This window comes from Staphylococcus sp. FSL W8-0271 (assembly GCF_038006605.1).
In the GTDB taxonomy this organism is placed as follows: Bacteria; Bacillota; Bacilli; order Staphylococcales; family Staphylococcaceae; genus Staphylococcus; species Staphylococcus cohnii.
In genome coordinates this window covers 173,583-195,064 of sequence record NZ_JBBOVM010000001.1, presented here as the reverse complement: position 1 = coordinate 195,064, position 21,482 = coordinate 173,583, and the positions used below count along the sequence as shown (strand labels likewise).

The window sequence follows — 21,482 nt, the reverse complement described above, 5'->3', positions numbered from 1 at the left end:
TATGATGCAAATGCTCATATATTTATGATTTATTTTTTGTTAATAGGGAAAATTTATATTAGAGAATAAGGAGGTATTATATGCCTAAAGTTAAAGAAAGATTATTAGAAGATATTGAAGAAAAGCCTTCAAGAACCGACAGTGATTTTAATTCTGAGAAAGAAATGCAACAAAATGCTTTTGAACGATTAGGCAAAGATGTAGTGATTATAGAAACACTTTCGATCATGAATATTGTCTTTGCAATCAGTACAATTAGTTTAGTAGTTGCACTTATCTTTACAAATAAAAATAAATAAATTTATATACATGCTCTTTTCATTGATAATAACAAACTTGAAAAGAGCATGTTTTTTATTAATAATCTAATATTCTTCAAAAAAATTTTGACAATATTTAGTTTTACAAAATTTTTAAATTGAATATTGTACCTTTTTTGTTACAATATAGTGAGGAGAATTTCGTCCTTTTATAAAAGCATATAACAAATATACATTCATCATATCATTATGGATTGTAGCCGCACGATACTATTAAACTATTAATTTTATATAAAACTATTATAAACAGAAAAAAATTTAGAGGAGAATTGAATTATGGATTACAGAGTACTATTGTATTATAAATATACAAATATTGAAGACCCCGAAACATTTGCTACAGAACACTTAGATTTTTGTAAAGATTTAGAGCTTAAAGGACGTATCTTAGTATCAACTGAAGGTATTAATGGTACTGTTTCCGGAACAGTTGAAGCAACAGACAAATATATGATTGCATTACAATCAGATGAAAGGTTCAAAGGAATTACTTTCAAAATTGATGAAGCAGATGGTCACGCATTTAAAAAAATGCACGTTCGTCCTAGAAAAGAAATTGTGGCATTAGATTTAGAACAAGATGTTAATCCTAAAGAACTTACTGGTAATTATTTATCACCTAAAGAGTTTAAAGAAGCATTATTTGACGACGACACAATTGTTATCGATGCGCGTAATGATTATGAATATGATTTAGGACATTTCCGTGGTGCTATACGACCTAATATTACTCGCTTTAGAGATTTACCAGAGTGGATTAAAGAAAATAAAGATCAATTTATGGACAAAAAAATCGTTACTTATTGTACTGGTGGTATTCGCTGTGAGAAATTCTCCGGTTATCTATTAAGAGAAGGTTTTGAAGACGTAAGCCAGCTTGAAGGTGGTATCGCCACTTATGGAAAAGATCCAGAAACAAAAGGTCAGTATTGGGACGGTAAAATGTATGTGTTTGACGAACGTATCAGTGTAGACGTCAATCAAGTTAAAAAAACAGTTGTAGGTAAAGAATGGTTTGACGGTACGCCTTGTGAACGTTACATCAACTGTTCAAACCCTGAATGTAACCGTCAAATTTTAGTATCTGAAGAAAATGAAGCACGTTATTTAGGTGCTTGTTGTCATGAATGTGCTAAACATGAAAGTAATCGTTATGTTAAAAAACATGACATTAGTGATGAAGAAAAGGCAAAACGCCTGGAAAATTTTAAACAACTTGTATAATACAAATATGCGTTGAAATTATGTGTAAATATTTTATAATTTTAATATGTACCAAGCTAACTAAAAAATGGCAATTTCTAAATAAAATTAGAAATTGCCATTTTTCTTTTATTAGGTGCACAACTTACCAGAATTACGCGCAAAAATTGTGTTATTTTCTACATTGTTCAGTGTTTTCACAGTGGCCATTGTCATCTTTTTATCCCGCATCTTATTTTAAAATTTGATAATAGAAACACATTTTCCCTATAACAAACTAGAATAAAAAAATACCAGCCTCTTATTTATAAATGAATGACTATTATTACCAAACTTTTGTAGTTAATTTGCATTTATGTTCTTATTTATGCTTATTGTAATTTCATAAATCCATTTCCCAGAACATCTCGCACATCATGGATAACTAAAAAGGCATTTTCATCATGACGGTTTACAATCTTTTTAATCCTAGCTAACTGATTTTGAGGGACGACGACGTAAAGTACATTCGTTTCTTTTTGTTGATATCCTCCTACACCATTTAACAGTGTAGAACCACGCCCCGTTTCTTCATTAATTTGTTTACTAATGTTCGCGTTAAAATCTGAAATAATAGTAATTGCTTTTTTAGGATTAAATCCTTCTATTACAAAAGACATACTTTTTTCAACGATAAATAACATAACAATTGTATAAAGTACATTTTGAATAGGTAAGACAAGCAAGAAAGATAAAACAATCAATGAATCAAGAATAAATAATGCTTGTGACGTTTTAATTTCACTATATTTGTTTATGATTTTTGCAATAACTGAAGTACCACCCAACGTACTACGGGCAGATATAACAAAGCCTGTACCAATACCAATTAACACTCCTGAAAAAATAGTATTGATAAAATCTGACTCTAAATTCAAATTAAAAGATTCAGTAATCCCTAAGAAAAATGAACTCGCAACCACAGTAATCAACGTATAAAGTGCAGTTGTTTTACTTAAATATTTCCATCCTACACCAATTAATATGATATTAATAATAAGCGTCGTCAATGCTGGAGAAAGGCCTAAAGTATATTTCAGATTTAAGGAGACACCGACTGTGCCGCCTTCTCCTAAATTTGAAGCTAAAACGAATGAATTAACACCTATTGCAATTAAAAAAGTACCTATAAGACAAAAACAAATATTTTTTAGATGAATTTTATATTCCATTAAACTCACACCCTCTCTATAAATGATTTAAATTTTTGAACACCATTTTCTTAACTATACTTCGTTCATTTTCTTTCAACACAAAAAGAAACTTCTTAGCAATAGCTAAAAAGTTTCAGAATTACAATTTTAAACTATAATTTTTTTAATACAGAAGACATAATAATAAAAATACGTAAGTTTTTCAACGTAAGCGGGTTATGATTATTTATTGATATATAATATTTACTTCAATTTATCAAAAGATATTTTGTATTATGCCTTTATTTAATCATTACACATGTTTCTTTAAAAAATAAAAATCCCTAGATTCTATAAAAAGAACCTAGGGATTGATGATTCAATATTTTAAAATTGAATATTATTTTATTATGCAGTAACCCATTGTGAAGCACCTGCAGATTCATATAAATCCATTGCTGCTTGGTCTTGTACTGATTCTGGTGCTTCTGTTGGAGATACACCTTTATATTCAGCTGGTGCTACTGAATCCCAAGTACTTTGTAAGAATTGATATTTACCTGCTGCACCTGAAGATGGGTTAACAGCTTTAAGGTCGCCACCTGATTCACGTTGCGCGATTTGTTTCAAGTGGTCATTTACATCTACAGATGAACCACTTGATGCTTCACTTGAAGAACTATCTGTTGATTGTTGTGATGAAGCTGATTCTTGTTGTGGTTGTTGTGTTTGCTCAGTTTGAGGTGCTTGTTCTTGTGCTGGTTGTTCTGATGAAGCTTGTTGTGTTTGACCTTGAGTTTGTGGTGCTTGTTCTTGTTGTCCTGCATCACTTGTTGATTGTGCTGATGCTTCACTTGATCCGTTTGAACCTTCACCATAGCTCCATGACCAATTTGTGCCATCAGATTCAAAATTATAATTTGTACCGTTTTGGCTGAAATTATAATTATATGAACCGTCATGTAATGCTTGTGCATTCAATTGTTGTGGATTGTTTTGTGCTTGTTGAGCTAATTGTGCTTGATCGATACCTTGTTCAGACGCATCTGCTGAATTTCCTGCTGCAATTCCTGTTACGCCAAGTCCTACTGCTAATGTTGAAGCTAATACTGTTTTTTTCATTATTAATAAATCCTCCCAAGAGATTATACTTTTAAATTTATGCTTTAATTTGTGCTTTCGTTTTTTGCAAAATTACTTTTATCAAATTTGCTAGTTCCCACTGTAACATCCAAAAAGTACTTGTGGGTTACAGGGAAGTTAAAAAAACAGTTAGATTTTTTACGTCCTCATGACATAAAAGTTTATTATTACACTGTCCAAATAACGTTAGAATACTTTCACCATCATCTTAAGACTCATTATTTTTTCTATTTTATTGTAATGATGTTGTAATAAAAACACTTTTTATTCAAGTATTGTAATATTTGATTTATCATTTAAGGTTCTGTTGCAAAGTTGAATTTATAGTATAATTTTAACAAAAAGGAGTCTTCTGTATGAACTATTTCAGATATAAACAATTTAACAAGGATGTTATCACTGTAGCCGTTGGCTACTATCTAAGATATGCATTGAGTTATCGTGATATATCTGAAATATTAAGGGAACGTGGTGTAAACGTTCATCATTCAACGGTCTACCGTTGGGTTCAAGAATATGCCCCAATTTTGTATCAAATTTGGAAGAAAAAGCATAAAAAAGCTTATTACAAATGGCGTATTGATGAGACGTACATCAAAATAAAAGGAAAATGGAGCTATTTATATCGTGCCATTGATGCAGAGGGACATACATTAGATATTTGGTTGCGTAAGCAACGAGATAATCATTCAGCATATGCGTTTATCAAACGTCTCATTAAACAATTTGGTAAACCTCAAAAGGTAATTACAGATCAGGCACCTTCAACGAAGGTAGCAATGGCTAAAGTAATTAAAGCTTTTAAACTTAAACCTGACTGTCATTGTACATCGAAATATCTGAATAACCTCATTGAGCAAGATCACCGTCATATTAAAGTAAGAAAGACAAGGTATCAAAGTATCAATACAGCAAAGAATACTTTAAAAGGTATTGAATGTATTTACGCTCTATATAAAAAGAACCGCAGGTCTCTTCAGATCTACGGATTTTCGCCATGCCACGAAATTAGCATCATGCTAGCAAGTTAAGCGAACACTGATATGATAAATTAGTGGTTAGCTATATTTTTTACTTTGCAACAGAACCTTTATTTGGCTCATATTTGCGTTTTAAAAGCTTATGTAGGTTTTTAGGTAATAAAACTATATGATTTACCCCTAAATCTTTAAAATGCCCCCTTAAAATTCAAAATAAAGGCATTTAAAAATTAACAAAATAAAGGCATTTAAAAATTAACAAAATAAAGGCATTTAAAAATTAACAAAATAAAAAAGCTACTAGCAAAAAACTAGTAGCTTTAGTCTTGATGTAGTATTAATTTTTATATCTGCGCCACAACGCCGATTCCTTAAAATGAATATAAAAAATCGACGAAGGTCGATTACGGTTTTGCACACGTCGATTTATCCGACGTATAAGTGCGCCCTTACGGGATTTAACTAGATTATAACGACGAAAAATAGACCTGTAAAGTAATAACTATTGTGATAAAGTTTGCTAAAAAGGAGTTTTGAATTTGAAAAAAACAGAACGTAATTTATTTTCTATTTTCTTATCTTTAGGAAGTCTTTTTGCTATCTTTAGTGGTTTCTTTATTTTGGGTATTGGAATGTTAATTGGTGGAGCAACTTTATTAACTAAAAGTATTTCTGAAGAATAAAAGAGTTGACGCATTTATGCCGAGAAAATTTATTGTGCGTTGAGAAGAACCCTTAACTAAACTTGGAGACGAATGTCGGCATAGCGTGAGCTATTAAGCCGACCATTCGACAAGTTTTGGGATTGTTAAGGGTTCCGAGGCTCAACGTCAATAAAGCAATTGGAATAAAGCAACTAATTTTGGTAATTTGATAAAAAAAGGAGGGGTATATTGAGTAAGTTTTTAAAATATTTAATTTCAGCTATTCTTTTCACAATTGGCACATTTATTTTAATTGGGTAATCGGAAAATAGTGTGGAATTTTTTATCTGAACCCCTCTTTTTACTAATCCCCCCGTTAACTTAACAAGGATTTACTTTTTAACGAATAAAAGCTAAGTCATCATTGGCAAGGGCGTCATTTAACCATTGAGGATGCATTTTCAATAAGTCTCTTGGTAAACTTTGTTGTTCAAAAAATTGAATTTCTTGTGACTCAGAAGAATTACATCGTAGTTCACCCCCAGTAATTTCAGCAAGAAAACAAGTTGTTATAAAATGCACTACTCTTCCATTTGGATAAGTAAAAACCTGAGAATCAGGCTCAGAGTACACACCTATAAGCTTTTTAATTCTAATATCTAAATTGGTTTCCTCTTTTATTTCTCTAATAGCTGCTTCAGAAACTGTTTCCCCTATTTCTATATGTCCTGAAGGAATACCCCAAAGTCCTACATCGGACCTTTTTTGCAACAAAACTTGGTTCTCCTCATTCAAAATAATAACTGCAACACCAGCTTTCAAATCATCGATCCTTTTCATACGATAAATACCTCCTAAATAATAAAAAAAGAGCCGAAGAGAAAGATTTCAACGCATAACAACTACGCTGAACCTTCCCCCTCGGACCTTTTATGTCAATAGGTGCCTTTTACATATTGTAAAAGATGTAGCCCTCGGTCACTGACCTACCTAGATAGCGGAACCCTAGCTACAGTTTTCTAGTTCATTTTTATGCTACCACAATTACTTAGAAAATAAAAGATACTCTTCAACTAGCCTGACCTTAGTTTAGCAAAAATCTACCAGCTATAATGTTTTTCCACACGATAATCCGAATACCCTTTTAATTTTTGTTTTTGATTACTTGAAGCTAACTCCCAATGATAGTGGTTTTCTTAGTAATTTAAGTAACTTAGAATTGTTTTCTTTTTTCAATACACCTGAATTTAATGGTCTTTTTGTTTTATGTTTATTTATTTCTGCTTTAATTCTTATTTTTGGTTTATTGAGTGGTTTTAAAAAAGAGAGTAGCTCCTAATTTTTACTCTCTTTTTTAATTTTTAGAAACGAGTTGAAAACGAGTTTCTTCTTGTCTTGATAATGATTGGAGGCGAAATTAATATCATTTTCCCATCTATAGGTATATCTTTACCACGAATGGATCCAATAGATTTAATCTCTCTATATAAACTTTCTTCTTGTAATTTTTAAAATCACTTTGTAAGGTCATTATACTCTTTCTTTCAGCTCATTATATCCAGAGTCGATTTCAAATCCCAAATCTTCTATCATCTTATAATCTAATTTATTAGGCTGTCCTCCAGTAATTAAGTAGTCTCCTACAAATATTGAATTTGCTGCCTTTAAAGCCAAAGGTTGTAGTGAACGTAAATTAACTTCTCTACCGCCAGCAATTCTAATTTCTTTAGATGGATTGACAATCCTAAATAGAGATATAAGTCGCAAGCACTTCATGGGTGTCAATTCATCCATTTCTCCAAACTTTGTACCTTTAATAGGATGTAAAAAATTAATAGGAATACTATCTGCATCTATTTCTTTTAAGGCAAAAGCCATATCAATAATATCTTGATTTGATTCTCCCATCCCACAAATCACACCAGAACATGGTGAAATATTATTTTCTTTCATAATTTCTATAGTATTTGTTCTGTCCTTATAAGTATGGGTAGTTACAACTTCTTCATGATAGTTTTCACTCGTATTTATATTATGGTTATATCTATCAACGCCAGACGCTTTGAGCTTCTTAGCTTGTTCATCATTAGTTAAACCAAGACACGCACATACTTTCAGTTGAGGATGGTTTGATTTAATTTCTTCTACTGTTCTACTTATATGATCAATTTCTTTGTTACTAGGTCCTCGGCCGCTCATGACAATGCAATATGTACCTATGTTATTCTCGTGAGCTACTTTGGCTCCGCTAACAATTTGTTCTTCTGGTACTAGAGCGTATCTTTGCTTTTGTTTCATATCTCTAGATTGACCGCAATAACCGCAGTTTTCGGGACATATACCACTTTTAGCATTTAAGATCATATTTAATTTTACTTTTTTCCCATAATAATGTTTTCTTAATATGTAGGCTTCGTTCAATAAATCTAATGTATCTATATTAGGATTTTCATATATTTTCAATAACCTCTCTTTAGTTAAGATTTCTCCTTTTAAAATTTTTTCAGCTAAATTCATACTAATCATCCTTATCTAATATATTGTGTAGTGCTTTTTCAAAAATATTAACCATTTTTCAAATTTCTTTATTCAATATGCTTAAAATTGGAACAAAAGTAACAATAATTTCTAAAGCAATGGAACATACTATTTGGTTACCGGTGTAAGTATAGCTATGTAAAAATGCATTAACACCATGATTATCGCTTGAAAATGTTTTATAAATCTTTTGAGAATTTAAAGTAGCAGCTAAAGGTAAATCCCCCGTAATCGTCTTACCTAGACACATGATAGCTAGCGCACATTTTCATGATTACAAGTAAACATTTCACCACTCTTTCTTATATCTGTATTAGTACTGATAATAAAACTAAGCGATCTAAATGTAAACTAAAAAAATAAAAATGTTTACATTTTGGGTGAAGCACTCCCATTAAATACAAAAATAAATCTGACATTTATCTAAAAAAGAGAGGCCTTAATTACTAATATTCCAAAAAACTTCCTAGAAACTCTTGAAGTTATTGTCAGACTTCTGGTTTGCATTTAACCCTACGTTTAAATAATGGTATGACCAAGAAGGGAAAATATACTTTATATATACTGTTGGTGATTTTAGTCAAATTTTAAATTAATGAATAATAATTTACTAACTTAAAGTTAAAAATTGAATTTTCTAAAGGTCGTAAGGTATATCTAATGTTCTTCTTAGCAGTACATTTTCTATACGTTTATTTGCTGTCAACAGCTAAATAAAGTTACTCTTACGTTCTTTTGATCACGTATCGTAACATCTTTTAATTAAAAAAGATCATTATTCATATCTATTATTTAATTAAAAAACTTATTTTCGGTGCATGCTTCGATTAACTCAAATAAGAGCATAAGAAAAAACAATGCCACCTAAGGTGGCAATCAGCATAGCTGATGTTTTTAACATAATATTCCTACGGCACTTTCTCTCTATAAACATTGCTATATCAACATTTATAGCTATTTGAATTTTTGTTGAAAATTAAATATATCACGGTGCACAAAATATACTTTAATGCCATAAATGATTCAAAAACGGTGCACACAAAAGACTATAACGATACTATTTATAGCTTTTTAGGGTTCTTAAAAAAAGAGGGGATTTAAGTTAACGGTGCGTCGTGCACCGTAATTTTTTAAATTGATCTATCAATTGATACTGCAATTTTTGACACTATAATTTATTTAATTATAAAAAAGAAGCCATTGTATTAATACAATAGCTTCTAAATATGTTAATTCATTTTGTTCATTTTCTGTATTAATATCTGTTCTATTATTTAAATCATCTTCACTTTCATTAAATAATTGTTTATCTTTACGTTGATATTCATTTTTACTATCTTCTAATTCTTTAGTAAGTTCTTTCGACTGTTTCATGCTGTGATTTATTTTTTTAATTTGGTTATCACCAAAAGTTGTATCTATATAAAACAGGAACCATAAGTATATTGAGGTGCTTTTAAGTCATTAATTACCAAATAATCACTTCTAAAAGCCTTTTTCAAAAGCTGGTTCTTCCTATTTTTTGTTCTATCGATTTTTCATCGAGTAACTCGTTTTCATTATTTTGACTCTCTGTTTCTTCTTTTATACTTTCCACGTCTTTATAACTATCTTCTTTATATTATATCTCTGTTGACTGTACTTCTTGTGGGTTGTTATCTTTATAATTACTATAAGAGGGGGCTTTGTATTTTTTATAAAAGAAAGATACAAAGATAAGTATGGAGATATTATCCATAAAGACTGTATCAGGTATAAAAAAAGGATAAAGCTTATAATACTATTAACGCTATACAGTTAGAGATTGGTGAAAAAGTATTAGACCAAAATTTTAATTATGAAGAGAGCTTAGAACAAGCGAAAAAATTTATCACTCAAAGTCTGAATTACACAGTATAACTAAGCGATATAATAAGTTAGGTTCTGTTGCAAAGTAAAAAATATAGCTAACCACTAATTTATCATGTCAGTGTTCGCTTAACTTGCTAGCATGATGCTAATTTCGTGGCATGGCGAAAATCCGTAGATCTGAAGAGACCTGCGGTTCTTTTTATATAGAGCGTAAATACATTCAATACCTTTTAAAGTATTCTTTGCTGTATTGATACTTTGATACCTTGTCTTTCTTACTTTAATATGACGGTGATCTTGCTCAATGAGGTTATTCAGATATTTCGATGTACAATGACAGTCAGGTTTAAGTTTAAAAGCTTTAATTACTTTAGCCATTGCTACCTTCGTTGAAGGTGCCTGATCTGTAATTACCTTTTGAGGTTTACCAAATTGTTTAATGAGACGTTTGATAAACGCATATGCTGAATGATTATCTCGTTGCTTACGCAACCAAATATCTAATGTATGTCCCTCTGCATCAATGGCACGATATAAATAGCTCCATTTTCCTTTTATTTTGATGTACGTCTCATCAATACGCCATTTGTAATAAGCTTTTTTATGCTTTTTCTTCCAAATTTGATACAAAATTGGGGCATATTCTTGAACCCAACGGTAGACCGTTGAATGATGAACGTTTACACCACGTTCCCTTAATATTTCAGATATATCACGATAACTCAATGCATATCTTAGATAGTAGCCAACGGCTACAGTGATAACATCCTTGTTAAATTGTTTATATCTGAAATAGTTCATACAGAAGACTCCTTTTTGTTAAAATTATACTATAAATTCAACTTTGCAACAGAACCGCCTTAATTATGTTATTATATATGAACTAATAACGTAAAATTATGGGGGAAAAATGATAAAAAAATTTATAAGTATTATCATAATAAGTACTGTTTTATGTACTGTCTTACCGGAACAATTAAGCCAAGCTAAAATAGAAAAGGGTGTAACAATAGATATCGCTAGAAAATATTATTCTAAAGATAGTTTGAAGAAAATAGTACAACAAATTAGTGAATACAATGGAAGTTATTTACAACTTCATTTTTCTGATAATGAAAACTATACTATTAACTCAAATTATTTAGATCAAACCGCTAATAAGAAAAACAAATATTTTTTGACTAAATCAGAATTAGAAGAATTAATAAAATTTGCTAATAAAAAAAATATTCAAGTTATCCCAGATATAGATTTACCAAGCCATTCTAAAGGATGGCTAACTCTGTTAAGGAAGAAAGACGAGGATCTATATAGGAATGTGGTATCTAATTATAGTAATGAAATGGTAGATTATCATAACAATAAAGCATCAATATTAGTATCCCGCAAACTAATAAAAGAAATATTAGTGATGTTTGAACAGCCCAAGTTTAAAAACGAACAAAAGATTGTTTTGGGGGGTGATGAAGTTCCTGGAAGTATTAGACAACAAGATGATTTTATTAACTTTATGAATGAAATAACAAAAGTAGCTCTAGAAGGAAATTACACTGTAAAATTGTGGAACGATTCAATAACTACTAATGGTTTAAAAACCTTAAATAACAATATTATAATAATGTTTTGGCAGAGAAAAAGCTCCGACTTAGCATCTGTAGATGATTTTTTAAAACAAGATTATAGTATCGAAAATTACAATAGTTATAGTTATTATCTTTTTCCTTCTTTAAATGAGGGATTACAAGATTTTAATATAAATAAAAGTAATATTATTAAGGCAAATTTAAATGACTTTAGCGATTTAAATAATGATTTTACTAAGTACGTAGGGACAAATATAAATGGCGAAAATATTACCTTTTGGGGCGAACATGCTGATGATATGACGCAAAATGAATTGGTAGATTATATATCATCTTATATTGAAGTATTTCTCACAAACTAAAAAGCGTATTCCATATTGATATGGAATACGCTTTTTAGTTTGTGATTTACTATTACAAAATTATTACAAAATAAAGAACATTATTATAAAAAAATGGTATGTTAGCGTTTACTTATCATATATTTTAGTTTAACAATACAATTATAAAGTAACAAAAATGTAATGAATAAAATTTTGTAAAAATTTATTGAGTGTATTATTATGAGTGATAGTTAGTTAGGGGAGATTAAATGAAACTATACAATTTGCTATTGTTATATCCACTGTTCATGTCGGTTTATTGGATTATTGGGACACTATATTACGCATTATTAAGGGAAATTAAAAACAAAAATGAACCTACATATAAGACATATGGAGAAGGTATATCATTCTTAATACCTTGCTACAACGAAGAAGAAACAATTGAAGATACGATTAAAAACGTATTAAATTTAGAGTTTCCGAACAAACAGATTATTGTAATTAATGACGGAAGTTCTGATGATTCTGAAAAAGTTGTGTCAAAATTGAAAGAAAAATTAGATTTTGTATTTGTGAATTTAGAAGAAAATAACGGCAAGGCTAACGCCCTTAATGAAGGAATAAAGTATGCGACATATGACTATGTTATGGGTATCGATGCCGATACAATCATTGACGAAAAAGCACCATATTTCATGATAGAAAACTTCAAAAAAAATTCTAATCTTGCAGCCGTAACAGGCAACCCTAGGATTAGAAATAAAAGTTCTATATTAGGTAAAATTCAAACAATAGAATATGCAAGTATGGTAGGTAGTATTAAAAGAACACAATCCATCGCTGGAAAAATAAATACAATTTCAGGTGTTTTTACATTGTTTAAAAAAGAAGCAGTTGAAAAGGTTGGGAAATGGGATATAGATATGATAACTGAAGATATCGCTATATCGTGGAAGTTTCATATTGACAAATTTCAGATTAAATATGAGCCACGAGCATTGTGCTGGATGCTTGTTCCTGAAACTATTGGAGGTCTTTGGAAACAGCGAGTAAGATGGGCACAAGGTGGCCAAGAGGTGTTGATCAGGGATTTCAAAAAGGGAATTAAGTCTTTTAATTTTCCTTTGTACTTTTTACTTTTCGAACAAATTTTTTCGCTTATTTGGGTTTATTGCGTTGTCCTATTACTAGGTTTGACAATTATTAATGCAAATTTTTTAGACATATATTATCTAGAATATCAATTCACTATTATTATTCTTTCTGCATTTGTTTTAACTTTCATTAATACAGTTCAATTTATTATTTCTCTTATTATTGATAGCAAATATGAAAAAGTAAATGTATTTATAGTTGTTTTTCTAAGTTGGTACCCAACTGTGTATTGGGTTCTTAATGCTTTAGTAGCAATTGTTGCCTTTCCAAAAGCTTTAAAAAGGCAGAAAGGGGTGTATGCAACTTGGTCAAGTCCAGACAGGGGAAACATCAAACGGTAAAATCGAGTTTAAATGTAATACGAGAAATATGTGTTCTTCTTTTCACTGCTATGTTCTGGTTATATTGTTGTACTGCAATTATAGTGATTGGTGGTTCATTGTTACATATTAATGTGGAAACAGTTCTAATGATAAGAACAGTACTTAATATTGAAATTGATGATATAAACTATCTTTTTAAACTCATAGCAATTTTTGCAACCATTACTTTTTCATTGCTAACATTATCTCTTATCACACAAAAATTGAAAGGAAGTAAAGGAAATCTATGAGTAGACGATTACTATTATTTACTTTGATATTGCTTATTATCATAAGTTCAAACTTAATAATGAACAACCAAAAAGTTCAATCTAAAGAAAAGGAAATAAAATACAAAGAAAATAGCGCACTTGCTTTAAACTATCATCGCATTAGAAACGATAACTTTTTCGATGACTTTTTATCTATATTTTCAAATAGTAAAGAACTTTCAACCTACAGTATTACTAAAGAGCAATTTGAAAAGCAAATTAAATGGTTAAAAGAACATCATGCCCATTTTTTAACTGAGGAAGAGTTTATTAAGTATAAGAAAATTGGGAAATTTCCTAAAAGAAGTGTTTGGATAAATTTTGACGATATGGATCAATCAATTTATAAAAATGCACACCCCGTATTAGAAAAATATAATATTCCGGCTACGGGTTTTGTTATTACTGGGAATGTTGGAGCTGAAAATTTTAATAACTTAAACTTGACAACTCTAAAAGAATTGAAAAAAATGAAAAAATCAGGTTTATGGACTTTTAGTTCTCATACTAATAATTTACATAAATTAAGTAAAAACAAATCTATGATGGTGAAAACTTCAAATAAAAACTTTGTAGATGATATTAGTAAAAGTAATGAATATTTAAAAAAACATTTCAATTACGATAATGAGTCATTAGCATATCCTTATGGCCAAATAGATCAAGAAAAAGAGAAAAATTTGAAAAAAGCAGGTATAAAATATGGTTATGTGTTAGAGGAAAGGCCTGTGGAACCTGGTGATGATAATTATTACATTCCACGAATACTTGTAAGTGATGATGCATTTCATCAAATAATTCAGAAGTGGGATGGATTTAAAAATGAATAAAAAAAAGACTGAGTTAATATATTTACGTGCGTTTATTTGTATACTTATTATAGTAACTCATTTGTTAACTCAAATGATGAACGATATTGATGATACTGAAATAAACCAATTAAAACTTCTTTATTATGTTCAAAATATTGTTATCTTTGGTACACCGAGTTTTATTATCTTATCTCAATTATTAACAACTTTGAATTATGAGAAAATAACATTTAAATATTTATGGTCTAGATTTAAATATATCTTTATTCCTTATTTAACCATCGGGTTATTTTACTGTTATACAGAATCGCTTAAATTAAATAGTCCATTTTTACATCAATTTTATGAAAACGTTGTTTTAGGATATTGGTATGGTTATTTTATTATAGTTATTTTACAATATTTTATACTAAGTTATTTTATATATAAAATTTCAAGTAAGATTTTTGAAAGCAAGGTAATACTATTAATTTCTTTAATAATTCAAATAACTTTTTTACATTTACTACACAATAATAATGAATTTGCTGAAAATTTCCATGCTATTTATCCTTTAAGTGACAATACCTTCATTTTAGGTTGGATATTTTTCTTTTTTTTAGGTGGTTATATTGGGAAGAACTACAATAATATAACTGCTTTTTTAAGGAATTATTTATTTATAATTTTGGTTTTAGCAATTTTATCTTTTGTTTTGTTTATCATTATGTTCTCTCATGATTATTGGAATGTTACTAGTTATACAGAAGCATTAATTTTTTATCATTCTTTCATGTTTTTATTATTACTCGGTGCAACCCTTCATTTTAAGGAATTTATGTTTTATTCTATAAATTTAGTTAATACTTTTTCGTTCTTTGTATATTTATTGCATCCTATTGTTATAGATGCTCTTTATGAAAATACTTCAGTATATATTGACCATACCTTTATTTTCTTGGCAGTGTCATTATTATTTATATTAGGTCTATGCATAGGTGTGGGCATTATACTAAGAGAATTTTATATTTTCAGATTTGTTATTGGTAAACAGCCCTATAGCTTAAAACTAGATTTAAAATAAAGCAAAGTTTAAAAGTATTATTTATTTAAATATGTGCGTATAAGTGGTAGTTCTTGGTTGAGAACTTCTTCCTCTCTCATGCCTGTAGCATGCTCGCCCCAAAAGCTTAAAGCAGAACCTTGGATATTTAAAGAATCTACTTCATAATATGGATTCTTTAAATAGTAAAAACTATTGTGATTATATGCCCAACTGATATAGCTAGTTTGTTCTTCTATATCAGTTGGGCTATAGTTTTTAGAAGGTAAAAAATATAGTGAATAAAAATTATAATTGTAAACTTTAAAATTATAGTCTAAAAAATCTTCGACAGTGATCCCTGGTTCATTATTTTCATTATTACTTTGTTTCCAATAAATTACTGAAAAGTAATTTTTTAATAATTTCAAACCATTTTTAGTAATAGAATCATTCCATATTTGTGGTTCATATCCATTTTGATAAGCATATTCACCAATTTCATTCATAAAATTAATGAAGTCATTTTGGTATGATTTTCCACCAGGAACCTCATCACCGCCCAATACTATTCTTTGTTCTTTTTGAAAATTTGGTTGATGAAAGAGATCTAAAATTTCTTTGATTTGCCTTTTGCTAATCTCTAATGCTTTTTGATTAGAAAAAAAATCAATTGTTTCATCGCTATAATCGCTTACGATATTTTCGTGTAAGTTTGAATTTTCATTTTTTAACAACAATAACCAAGCTTTTGAATGAGAAGGTAAATCAAATTCTGGAACAACCATTATATTTAACTTATTACTATAATGAATAAGGTTCTTTAACTCTTGTTGACTTAAATAATTTTGTGAAGCTATATTTTCGTGTTTAAAAAATTGAGATTCAATTGCATAGTTTTCATTATCAGAAAAATGAAGTTGTAAGTAATCCCCATTATTCTCATGAATTGTATCAACAATCTTTTTGAGTGATTTCAAGGAATAATCTTTTCTAGCTATATCAACATTGATTCCCTTTTGAAAATCTTGAGCATGGACAGAAAAAGAGTTGAATAAAAAAAGATATGAAAGTAAAGTTGAAGTTGAGAAAATAATTTTAATGTAGACCACCTATATTTAAGTTTTATTTAATTTAAATATAACTTAAATGCTATTGAAAGTAAAAGTATTTATTAGCAGAAACTTCCACTGTATAGCGTATACCTTTTCAGTTCCTATAATAGTTAATTATGTTAAATAAAAAGAGCCTTTCGAAGGCTCTTTTATCTTATTTCTTATTAAAGTTTATAAATTTTATTATATAAAATAATGTCATTAGAAGAAAAGGGATTGTTAAAATAAAAGCGTTGAAATGACCAATATTAGATACCCACAAAAATGACAAAAGCATTAAAATATATGTGAGTACTATAACGAATAATATTTGTTTACTAAATAATTTTTCTGATTTAATTATCAGCCCACCTTAATAGCTACTTACTATATCTAATCTTACTTGCTAATTTAGCTACTGTTTTATTGTCGTGGGGTTTAATATAGATTGTTTCAATATTATCCTCAATTGCTTTTCTTGTTACCTTATCCATTTGACTATAATCACTAGTTTGTGAGCTTTCCCATTTATAAGGAATATTGTTGTATACATTAATTGTCCCATCGCCATTACTGCTATATGTTATTGATCCACCAGCCCTCATGGGAGCTTCTAATTTCACAACGTTTTCTTTATAAACTGCATTATTTTGGGCTTGTGGGTTTACTTTTGAACCTTTTGGTATTTCTGTAACATACACATCCCTAATACCTTTCAAATCATTTCTTGTAGATATTAACTGATACCAAACTCGTGCATATTCAATTTCTTCCGAGTTAAAATTATTTAAGTAACTTTTATTTTTATCAGTAGATTGTTGATTCTCATTACTATCATTATTTTTTTCTTGTTTTTTATTATCATTTTGTTCTTTATTTTGTTTATTGCTACTTTCTGAATTATCACCACTATCAGATGTGTTAGTTTTTTCGTCAATTTCATTTGGTGTTTCATTATCTTTGTTTTCCGAGGTGTTAGTATCACTAGAATTATTATCATTGTGATGTTCTGAATCGTTATTATTACAACTCACTAAAATTACCAATAAACTAACAAGTAATATAGGTAAAATGATTTTTTTCATACTATAACTCCTTTTCATCATTTCAAATTAGCTTATGTTGATGTTTTTTGAGCTAGAAAACGTAAATTACATGGGTTAAAAAAACTATATAACATCCATAACATGGTTCTGTTGCAAAGTAAAAAAATATAGCTAACCACTAATCTATCATGTCAGTGTTCGCTTAACTTGCTAGCATGATGCTAATTTCGTGTCATGGCGAAAATCCGTAGATCTGAAGAGACCTGCGCTTCTTTTTATATAGAGCGTAAATACATTCAATACCTTTTAAAGTATTCTTTGCTGTATTGATACTTTGGTTCTGTTGCAAAGTTGAATTTATAGTATAATTTTAACAAAAAGGAGTCTTCTGTATGAACTATTTCAGATATAAACAATTTAACAAGGATGTTATCACTGTAGCCGTTGGCTACTATCTAAGATATGCATTGAGTTATCGTGATATATCTGAAATATTAAGGGAACGTGGTGTAAACGTTCATCATTCAACGGTCTACCGTTGGGTTCAAGAATATGCCCCAATTTTATATCAAATTTGGAAGAAAAAGCATAAAAAAGCTTATTACAAATGGCGTATTGATGAGACGTACATCAAAATAAAAGGAAAATGGAGCTATTTATATCGTGCCATTGATGCAGAGGGACATACATTAGATATTTGGTTGCGTAAGCAACGAGATAATCATTCAGCATATGCGTTTATCAAACGTCTCATTAAACAATTTGGTAAACCTCAAAAGGTAATTACAGATCAGGCACCTTCAACGAAGGTAGCAATGGCTAAAGTAATTAAAGCTTTTAAACTTAAACCTGACTGTCATTGTACATCGAAATATCTGAATAACCTCATTGAGCAAGATCACCGTCATATTAAAGTAAGAAAGACAAGGTATCAAAGTATCAATACAGCAAAGAATACTTTAAAAGGTATTGAATGTATTTACGCTCTATATAAAAAGAACCGCAGGTCTCTTCAGATCTACGGATTTTCGCCATGCCACGAAATTAGCATCATGCTAGCAAGTTAAGCGAACACTGACATGATAAATTAGTGGTTAGCTATATTTTTTACTTTGCAACAGAACCTGTAATAAACACATTCAAAACAGTTGCTATTTTAATACTCGATAAACTGTAGATCTGCTTACCCCTGTTTGTTTCGCAATTTCTTCCCCAGTAAGTTTTTGTTCATCATATAAGAATTTAATTTCTCTTTTCTTATGATTTGGTAATGAAGGTCTTCCGCCTTTTCGTCCTCTTGCTCTTGCAGCTTCTAACCCTTTTTTCGTACGTTCATTTAATAAGTTAGCTTCAAGTTCCGCAAATGCACTCATCATGGTAAAGAACATTTTGCCCATTGCATCTTTGGTCGATACGTTCATATCTATAATATGTAAATCAATGCTGTTTTCATCGAACCATTGAGATAACTCAATTAATTGCTTCGTTGTACGTCCAAGACGATCTAGTTTATAGATAACTAGGATATCTCCTTCACGCAAATAATCTAAACACTTATCAAGTTCTGTTCTTTTGGTTTTACGACCACTTGCTTTCTCGCTAAAGATACGTTCACAACCATAGTCTTCAAGTGTATCAATCTGTCCATCAAGACTTTGATCTTGTGTTGATACACGTGCATAACCAATTTTAGCCATTTCAATACCACCTCTTTTAATCGTTTTATGGGCACTTATTAACGAAATCTAATTCTCGATGCAAATAAACGCGTCTCTCATCGTCTAAAAACTCATGATTTTTGATATTTATGATACATTGATTATAACACAAGTTTATAGACTTAAATATCCAAGAAAAACCTCTTAATATTAAGTTAAGAGGTTTTGTGTCAAAAACGACCGTTTTTGACCAGCTTATAATCTATTTTCACAATATTTTCTAAAACTTCTATAATCATTTAAAGCTTTAATAAATAACTTTCGATATTTTTCTTCATTTTCTTCTTGCTTTTCATGCTTATTTCGATCATATACACCTGATCTACTACCAATAAAACTAACCCTTATTGTTAAACCACCTGCATTATCTAAATGATTATCCCATATAAAGTTTTCTAAATTTGCTAAAGACTTACATAAAGATTTAAATTTCATTTTTGCCTTTATATTAGAAAACATTACTACTGTACTTTTACCATAATAATAATTCGCAAAGTCACTAAATTCTGATAACCTTTCTACACTTATATTATTGTCATTAATTCTAATACTTTCTAATATACCACCTATTTTTTCTAAATCTTTTCTAATAACTTCATATGACTTTTTATCTATCCTTGTAAATGAAATTATATTAATCAAAATTAGCAATAAAAGCAATATCGCTATAAATATTATAGAATATATAATTTTTTCACGGACTTCTATTGATGATATGTTAATTATAATTAAAGCAATTGCTGTAATTATAGATATTACACTGCTAATAACTTTATTTTTTAAAACCAATAAATATCATTATAAATTGCTGTAATCATAATAACCCCTAATCTGATATAAAATTGTTTTTTGTCATTACTCCATTTACTTTTTTCTTCTAATGCTTCAGTGTTAGCATGTCTAAATATATGTGTATCTTTCCTATACTTCATAATATCTTTATTATTTAAAAAATCATAAAATACGCTTTCTGGTACATCTTTAAACTTACCTTCTTCTTTCAATAAGTATTCTATACAATTATTCAAAGTTCCTAATTGGTCATCTACTGTCTGATGTTCAAGACCACCCCTACCATTAGCGATTTTATTAATAGTAGTATTCAAATCTTCTTCAACTTCAAAAAATGTATCGCTATTTTTTTTAATTATTTCCAGTTCATTGATTAATTCCCTGCGATCAGCCCACGGTATACTATCGTCGGGATTGTATCTTTTATTCGCTCTTATTTTAGCCTTTATTTCATCATAAGCAAATCTATTTAATGGGGTTTGTTTATTTACTACATTAGGAAATTGTTTAATGTAATAACCATTACTCAATAACCATTTTAAAATTGCTTTGTACTCTTTTTCATCTGCAATAGTAAAGTCTGAATATCTAAAACGGTTAGATTTTTCAAATTTTGGTTCTAACGTTTTTTTAAAACTTTCTATTAAATCATCAAAGTCATTGTATTCGTATTGCTCTATTTTTATCAATTTACTTTCCCCTTACCCTAAGCTTTTTTATCATTAATTATACATTACCTTGATGATATAATGACTTATGTCATCAACAATCCTAACTGTTGAAATCGGACAAGTTAGGAGGTGCTAACAATATGTCTGTATTAACAATTATTTACTCAACACTTATTGCGCCAATATTTATTGGCATAGTTCTTACGACTTATAAACATTGGTTAAATAATCGTAAGCGTTGATGGCTTTAAATAACCAGGCACTAAAAAACGCCATCTACTACGGCTATAGTAGATGGCGTTTGGTGCTTCAACATGTCTGTCGAAACAATTATTTTCTCAACTTACACATAGTATACCTCTTTTATTTTTTTTTGTAAAACAAACTATATGTACTTTGAAATATCAAATTATATAACGCCATAATTTTTAAAAAATTAGAAGTTGTCCTATATTAGTATCACAGTATTAGTTTACACTAAATATAAGGAGGTGTATAAGATGAATAACAAACAAATTTCTCAAGCAGTTACACAAAATTTATTAAATAAAGAAGCATATTTATCTATCGTTGTATTTTGGTTATTATTAACTTTAAGAAATATTGCCCTTCACAGTACATCTCATTTTCAACTTGATGTAAATATTTTTTTGAAATCTGTATATTTCTATTTCCTACAGCTTTCATTTCATCAAATAAGATCTACAAAAATGTAAATGTCAAAGAAGTTTTTAACAAACGTATAACCATTTTTTTATTCATTATATGTACAATATTTA

The 21,482-nt window shown here is 29.3% G+C and carries 22 protein-coding genes and 2 pseudogenes; 11 read left to right on the top strand and 13 right to left on the bottom strand.

Annotated elements, in window-relative coordinates; all coding sequences use genetic code 11:
* The first annotated feature begins 80 nt into the window (after window positions 1-80).
* Together NST87_RS00945 and trhO are read left to right on the top strand one after the other, a co-directional pair.
* On the top strand, window positions 81-299 hold the full coding sequence (locus tag NST87_RS00945; protein ID WP_040030347.1) for a hypothetical protein: 219 nt from the start codon (window positions 81-83) through the stop codon (window positions 297-299).
* Window positions 300-596: 297 nt separating this feature from the next.
* Window positions 597-1,544, top strand: coding sequence for an oxygen-dependent tRNA uridine(34) hydroxylase TrhO (gene trhO, locus NST87_RS00940; RefSeq protein WP_019469174.1), 948 nt, complete (start codon window positions 597-599; stop codon window positions 1,542-1,544).
* A 350-nt stretch (window positions 1,545-1,894) separates the two neighbouring features.
* Here the strand turns inward: trhO and NST87_RS00935 are convergent, their stop codons facing one another.
* Together NST87_RS00935 and NST87_RS00930 are read right to left on the bottom strand one after the other, a co-directional pair.
* Entirely contained in the window at window positions 1,895-2,734 is an 840-nt protein-coding gene (locus tag NST87_RS00935; RefSeq protein WP_019469175.1) for a YitT family protein, read from the bottom strand.
* A gap of 369 nt (window positions 2,735-3,103) precedes the next feature.
* Window positions 3,104-3,817, bottom strand: coding sequence for a transglycosylase family protein (locus tag NST87_RS00930; RefSeq protein ID WP_040030348.1), 714 nt, complete (start codon window positions 3,815-3,817; stop codon window positions 3,104-3,106).
* A gap of 377 nt (window positions 3,818-4,194) precedes the next feature.
* Between NST87_RS00930 and NST87_RS00925 the strand changes: the two genes are divergently transcribed.
* Complete coding sequence (locus NST87_RS00925) at window positions 4,195-4,869, top strand: IS6-like element IS257 family transposase (protein ID WP_001105987.1); 675 nt, start codon at window positions 4,195-4,197, stop codon at window positions 4,867-4,869.
* A gap of 482 nt (window positions 4,870-5,351) precedes the next feature.
* Complete coding sequence (locus NST87_RS00920; RefSeq protein ID WP_155385136.1) at window positions 5,352-5,501, top strand: hypothetical protein; 150 nt, start codon at window positions 5,352-5,354, stop codon at window positions 5,499-5,501.
* A 360-nt stretch (window positions 5,502-5,861) separates the two neighbouring features.
* Here the strand turns inward: NST87_RS00920 and NST87_RS00915 are convergent, their stop codons facing one another.
* The 5 genes and pseudogenes from NST87_RS00915 to NST87_RS00895 all read right to left on the bottom strand — a co-directional run bounded on the left by NST87_RS00915 (window position 5,862) and on the right by NST87_RS00895 (window position 10,652).
* The gene (locus tag NST87_RS00915) at window positions 5,862-6,302 is read right to left on the bottom strand and encodes an NUDIX domain-containing protein (RefSeq protein ID WP_002476233.1); all 441 of its coding nucleotides are present in this window, start codon (window positions 6,300-6,302) and stop codon (window positions 5,862-5,864) included.
* A gap of 690 nt (window positions 6,303-6,992) precedes the next feature.
* Entirely contained in the window at window positions 6,993-7,979 is a 987-nt protein-coding gene (gene bioB / locus NST87_RS00910) for a biotin synthase BioB (RefSeq protein WP_040030630.1), read from the bottom strand.
* A 58-nt stretch (window positions 7,980-8,037) separates the two neighbouring features.
* Window positions 8,038-8,300 (bottom strand): annotated as a pseudogene (locus NST87_RS00905) (aminotransferase class III-fold pyridoxal phosphate-dependent enzyme); the annotation flags it as partial.
* A gap of 879 nt (window positions 8,301-9,179) precedes the next feature.
* The gene (locus NST87_RS00900) at window positions 9,180-9,374 is read right to left on the bottom strand and encodes a hypothetical protein (protein ID WP_340721205.1); all 195 of its coding nucleotides are present in this window, start codon (window positions 9,372-9,374) and stop codon (window positions 9,180-9,182) included.
* A 603-nt stretch (window positions 9,375-9,977) separates the two neighbouring features.
* Entirely contained in the window at window positions 9,978-10,652 is a 675-nt protein-coding gene (locus NST87_RS00895; protein ID WP_001105987.1) for an IS6-like element IS257 family transposase, read from the bottom strand.
* A 109-nt stretch (window positions 10,653-10,761) separates the two neighbouring features.
* On the opposite strand from NST87_RS00895, the gene NST87_RS00890 reads away from it, so the two are divergent.
* From NST87_RS00890 to icaC, 4 genes are all read left to right on the top strand, one after another.
* Complete coding sequence (locus tag NST87_RS00890) at window positions 10,762-11,796, top strand: family 20 glycosylhydrolase (protein WP_052725236.1); 1,035 nt, start codon at window positions 10,762-10,764, stop codon at window positions 11,794-11,796.
* A gap of 230 nt (window positions 11,797-12,026) precedes the next feature.
* Window positions 12,027-13,256, top strand: coding sequence for a poly-beta-1,6 N-acetyl-D-glucosamine synthase IcaA (gene icaA, locus NST87_RS00885; protein ID WP_046467877.1), 1,230 nt, complete (start codon window positions 12,027-12,029; stop codon window positions 13,254-13,256).
* A 268-nt stretch (window positions 13,257-13,524) separates the two neighbouring features.
* Window positions 13,525-14,379, top strand: coding sequence for an intercellular adhesin biosynthesis polysaccharide N-deacetylase (gene icaB, locus NST87_RS00880; RefSeq protein WP_046467879.1), 855 nt, complete (start codon window positions 13,525-13,527; stop codon window positions 14,377-14,379).
* Window positions 14,372-15,424, top strand: coding sequence for a polysaccharide intercellular adhesin biosynthesis/export protein IcaC (gene icaC, locus NST87_RS00875; RefSeq protein WP_046467880.1), 1,053 nt, complete (start codon window positions 14,372-14,374; stop codon window positions 15,422-15,424). Before icaB ends, icaC begins: the two co-directional genes overlap by 8 nt.
* A 17-nt stretch (window positions 15,425-15,441) precedes the next feature.
* Here icaC and NST87_RS00870 read toward each other — a convergent pair whose 3' ends face one another.
* The 3 genes and pseudogenes from NST87_RS00870 to NST87_RS00860 form a co-directional block, all read right to left on the bottom strand.
* Entirely contained in the window at window positions 15,442-16,494 is a 1,053-nt protein-coding gene (locus NST87_RS00870; protein WP_081256381.1) for a family 20 glycosylhydrolase, read from the bottom strand.
* 362 nt (window positions 16,495-16,856) lie between these two features.
* Window positions 16,857-17,561, bottom strand: coding sequence for a hypothetical protein (locus tag NST87_RS00865; protein WP_071562145.1), 705 nt, complete (start codon window positions 17,559-17,561; stop codon window positions 16,857-16,859).
* 193 nt (window positions 17,562-17,754) lie between these two features.
* A pseudogene (locus NST87_RS00860) lies at window positions 17,755-17,859 on the bottom strand (IS6 family transposase); the annotation flags it as partial.
* A 55-nt stretch (window positions 17,860-17,914) separates the two neighbouring features.
* Between NST87_RS00860 and NST87_RS00855 the strand changes: the two are divergent.
* Window positions 17,915-18,589: an IS6-like element IS257 family transposase gene (locus NST87_RS00855; RefSeq protein WP_001105987.1), complete on the top strand. Its 675-nt coding sequence runs from the start codon at window positions 17,915-17,917 to the stop codon at window positions 18,587-18,589.
* A gap of 84 nt (window positions 18,590-18,673) precedes the next feature.
* On the opposite strand, the gene NST87_RS00850 is transcribed toward NST87_RS00855, so the two are convergent.
* The 3 genes from NST87_RS00850 to NST87_RS00840 form a co-directional block, all read right to left on the bottom strand.
* On the bottom strand, window positions 18,674-19,219 hold the full coding sequence (locus tag NST87_RS00850) for a recombinase family protein (RefSeq protein ID WP_340721204.1): 546 nt from the start codon (window positions 19,217-19,219) through the stop codon (window positions 18,674-18,676).
* A 216-nt stretch (window positions 19,220-19,435) separates the two neighbouring features.
* A complete protein-coding gene (locus tag NST87_RS00845) occupies window positions 19,436-19,882 on the bottom strand; it encodes a hypothetical protein (protein WP_340721203.1) in 447 nt (148 codons plus the stop codon).
* Between the two features lie 137 nt (window positions 19,883-20,019).
* Window positions 20,020-20,721, bottom strand: coding sequence for a hypothetical protein (locus NST87_RS00840; RefSeq protein WP_340721201.1), 702 nt, complete (start codon window positions 20,719-20,721; stop codon window positions 20,020-20,022).
* 122 nt (window positions 20,722-20,843) lie between these two features.
* Between NST87_RS00840 and NST87_RS00835 the strand changes: the two genes are divergently transcribed.
* Complete coding sequence (locus tag NST87_RS00835) at window positions 20,844-20,945, top strand: type I toxin-antitoxin system Fst family toxin (protein ID WP_111759436.1); 102 nt, start codon at window positions 20,844-20,846, stop codon at window positions 20,943-20,945.
* 258 nt (window positions 20,946-21,203) lie between these two features.
* The gene (locus tag NST87_RS00830) at window positions 21,204-21,419 is read left to right on the top strand and encodes a hypothetical protein (protein ID WP_340721198.1); all 216 of its coding nucleotides are present in this window, start codon (window positions 21,204-21,206) and stop codon (window positions 21,417-21,419) included.
* Window positions 21,420-21,482: the final 63 nt, after the last annotated feature.

What these genes read in the sequence shown, in the direction of transcription:
- NST87_RS00945 (WP_040030347.1), top strand. Translation starts at nt 81, where the DNA reads ATGCCTAAAGTTAAAGAAAGATTATTAGAAGATATTGAAGAAAAGCCT.
- trhO (WP_019469174.1), top strand. Translation starts at nt 597, where the DNA reads ATGGATTACAGAGTACTATTGTATTATAAATATACAAATATTGAAGAC.
- NST87_RS00935 (WP_019469175.1), bottom strand. Translation starts at nt 2,734, where the DNA reads ATGGAATATAAAATTCATCTAAAAAATATTTGTTTTTGTCTTATAGGT.
- NST87_RS00930 (WP_040030348.1), bottom strand. Translation starts at nt 3,817, where the DNA reads ATGAAAAAAACAGTATTAGCTTCAACATTAGCAGTAGGACTTGGCGTA.
- NST87_RS00925 (WP_001105987.1), top strand. Translation starts at nt 4,195, where the DNA reads ATGAACTATTTCAGATATAAACAATTTAACAAGGATGTTATCACTGTA.
- NST87_RS00915 (WP_002476233.1), bottom strand. Translation starts at nt 6,302, where the DNA reads ATGAAAAGGATCGATGATTTGAAAGCTGGTGTTGCAGTTATTATTTTG.
- bioB (WP_040030630.1), bottom strand. Translation starts at nt 7,979, where the DNA reads ATGAATTTAGCTGAAAAAATTTTAAAAGGAGAAATCTTAACTAAAGAG.
- NST87_RS00900 (WP_340721205.1), bottom strand. Translation starts at nt 9,374, where the DNA reads ATGAAACAGTCGAAAGAACTTACTAAAGAATTAGAAGATAGTAAAAAT.
- NST87_RS00895 (WP_001105987.1), bottom strand. Translation starts at nt 10,652, where the DNA reads ATGAACTATTTCAGATATAAACAATTTAACAAGGATGTTATCACTGTA.
- NST87_RS00890 (WP_052725236.1), top strand. Translation starts at nt 10,762, where the DNA reads ATGATAAAAAAATTTATAAGTATTATCATAATAAGTACTGTTTTATGT.
- icaA (WP_046467877.1), top strand. Translation starts at nt 12,027, where the DNA reads ATGAAACTATACAATTTGCTATTGTTATATCCACTGTTCATGTCGGTT.
- icaB (WP_046467879.1), top strand. Translation starts at nt 13,525, where the DNA reads ATGAGTAGACGATTACTATTATTTACTTTGATATTGCTTATTATCATA.
- icaC (WP_046467880.1), top strand. Translation starts at nt 14,372, where the DNA reads ATGAATAAAAAAAAGACTGAGTTAATATATTTACGTGCGTTTATTTGT.
- NST87_RS00865 (WP_071562145.1), bottom strand. Translation starts at nt 17,561, where the DNA reads ATGAAAAAAATCATTTTACCTATATTACTTGTTAGTTTATTGGTAATT.
- NST87_RS00855 (WP_001105987.1), top strand. Translation starts at nt 17,915, where the DNA reads ATGAACTATTTCAGATATAAACAATTTAACAAGGATGTTATCACTGTA.
- NST87_RS00850 (WP_340721204.1), bottom strand. Translation starts at nt 19,219, where the DNA reads ATGGCTAAAATTGGTTATGCACGTGTATCAACACAAGATCAAAGTCTT.
- NST87_RS00835 (WP_111759436.1), top strand. Translation starts at nt 20,844, where the DNA reads ATGTCTGTATTAACAATTATTTACTCAACACTTATTGCGCCAATATTT.
- NST87_RS00830 (WP_340721198.1), top strand. Translation starts at nt 21,204, where the DNA reads ATGAATAACAAACAAATTTCTCAAGCAGTTACACAAAATTTATTAAAT.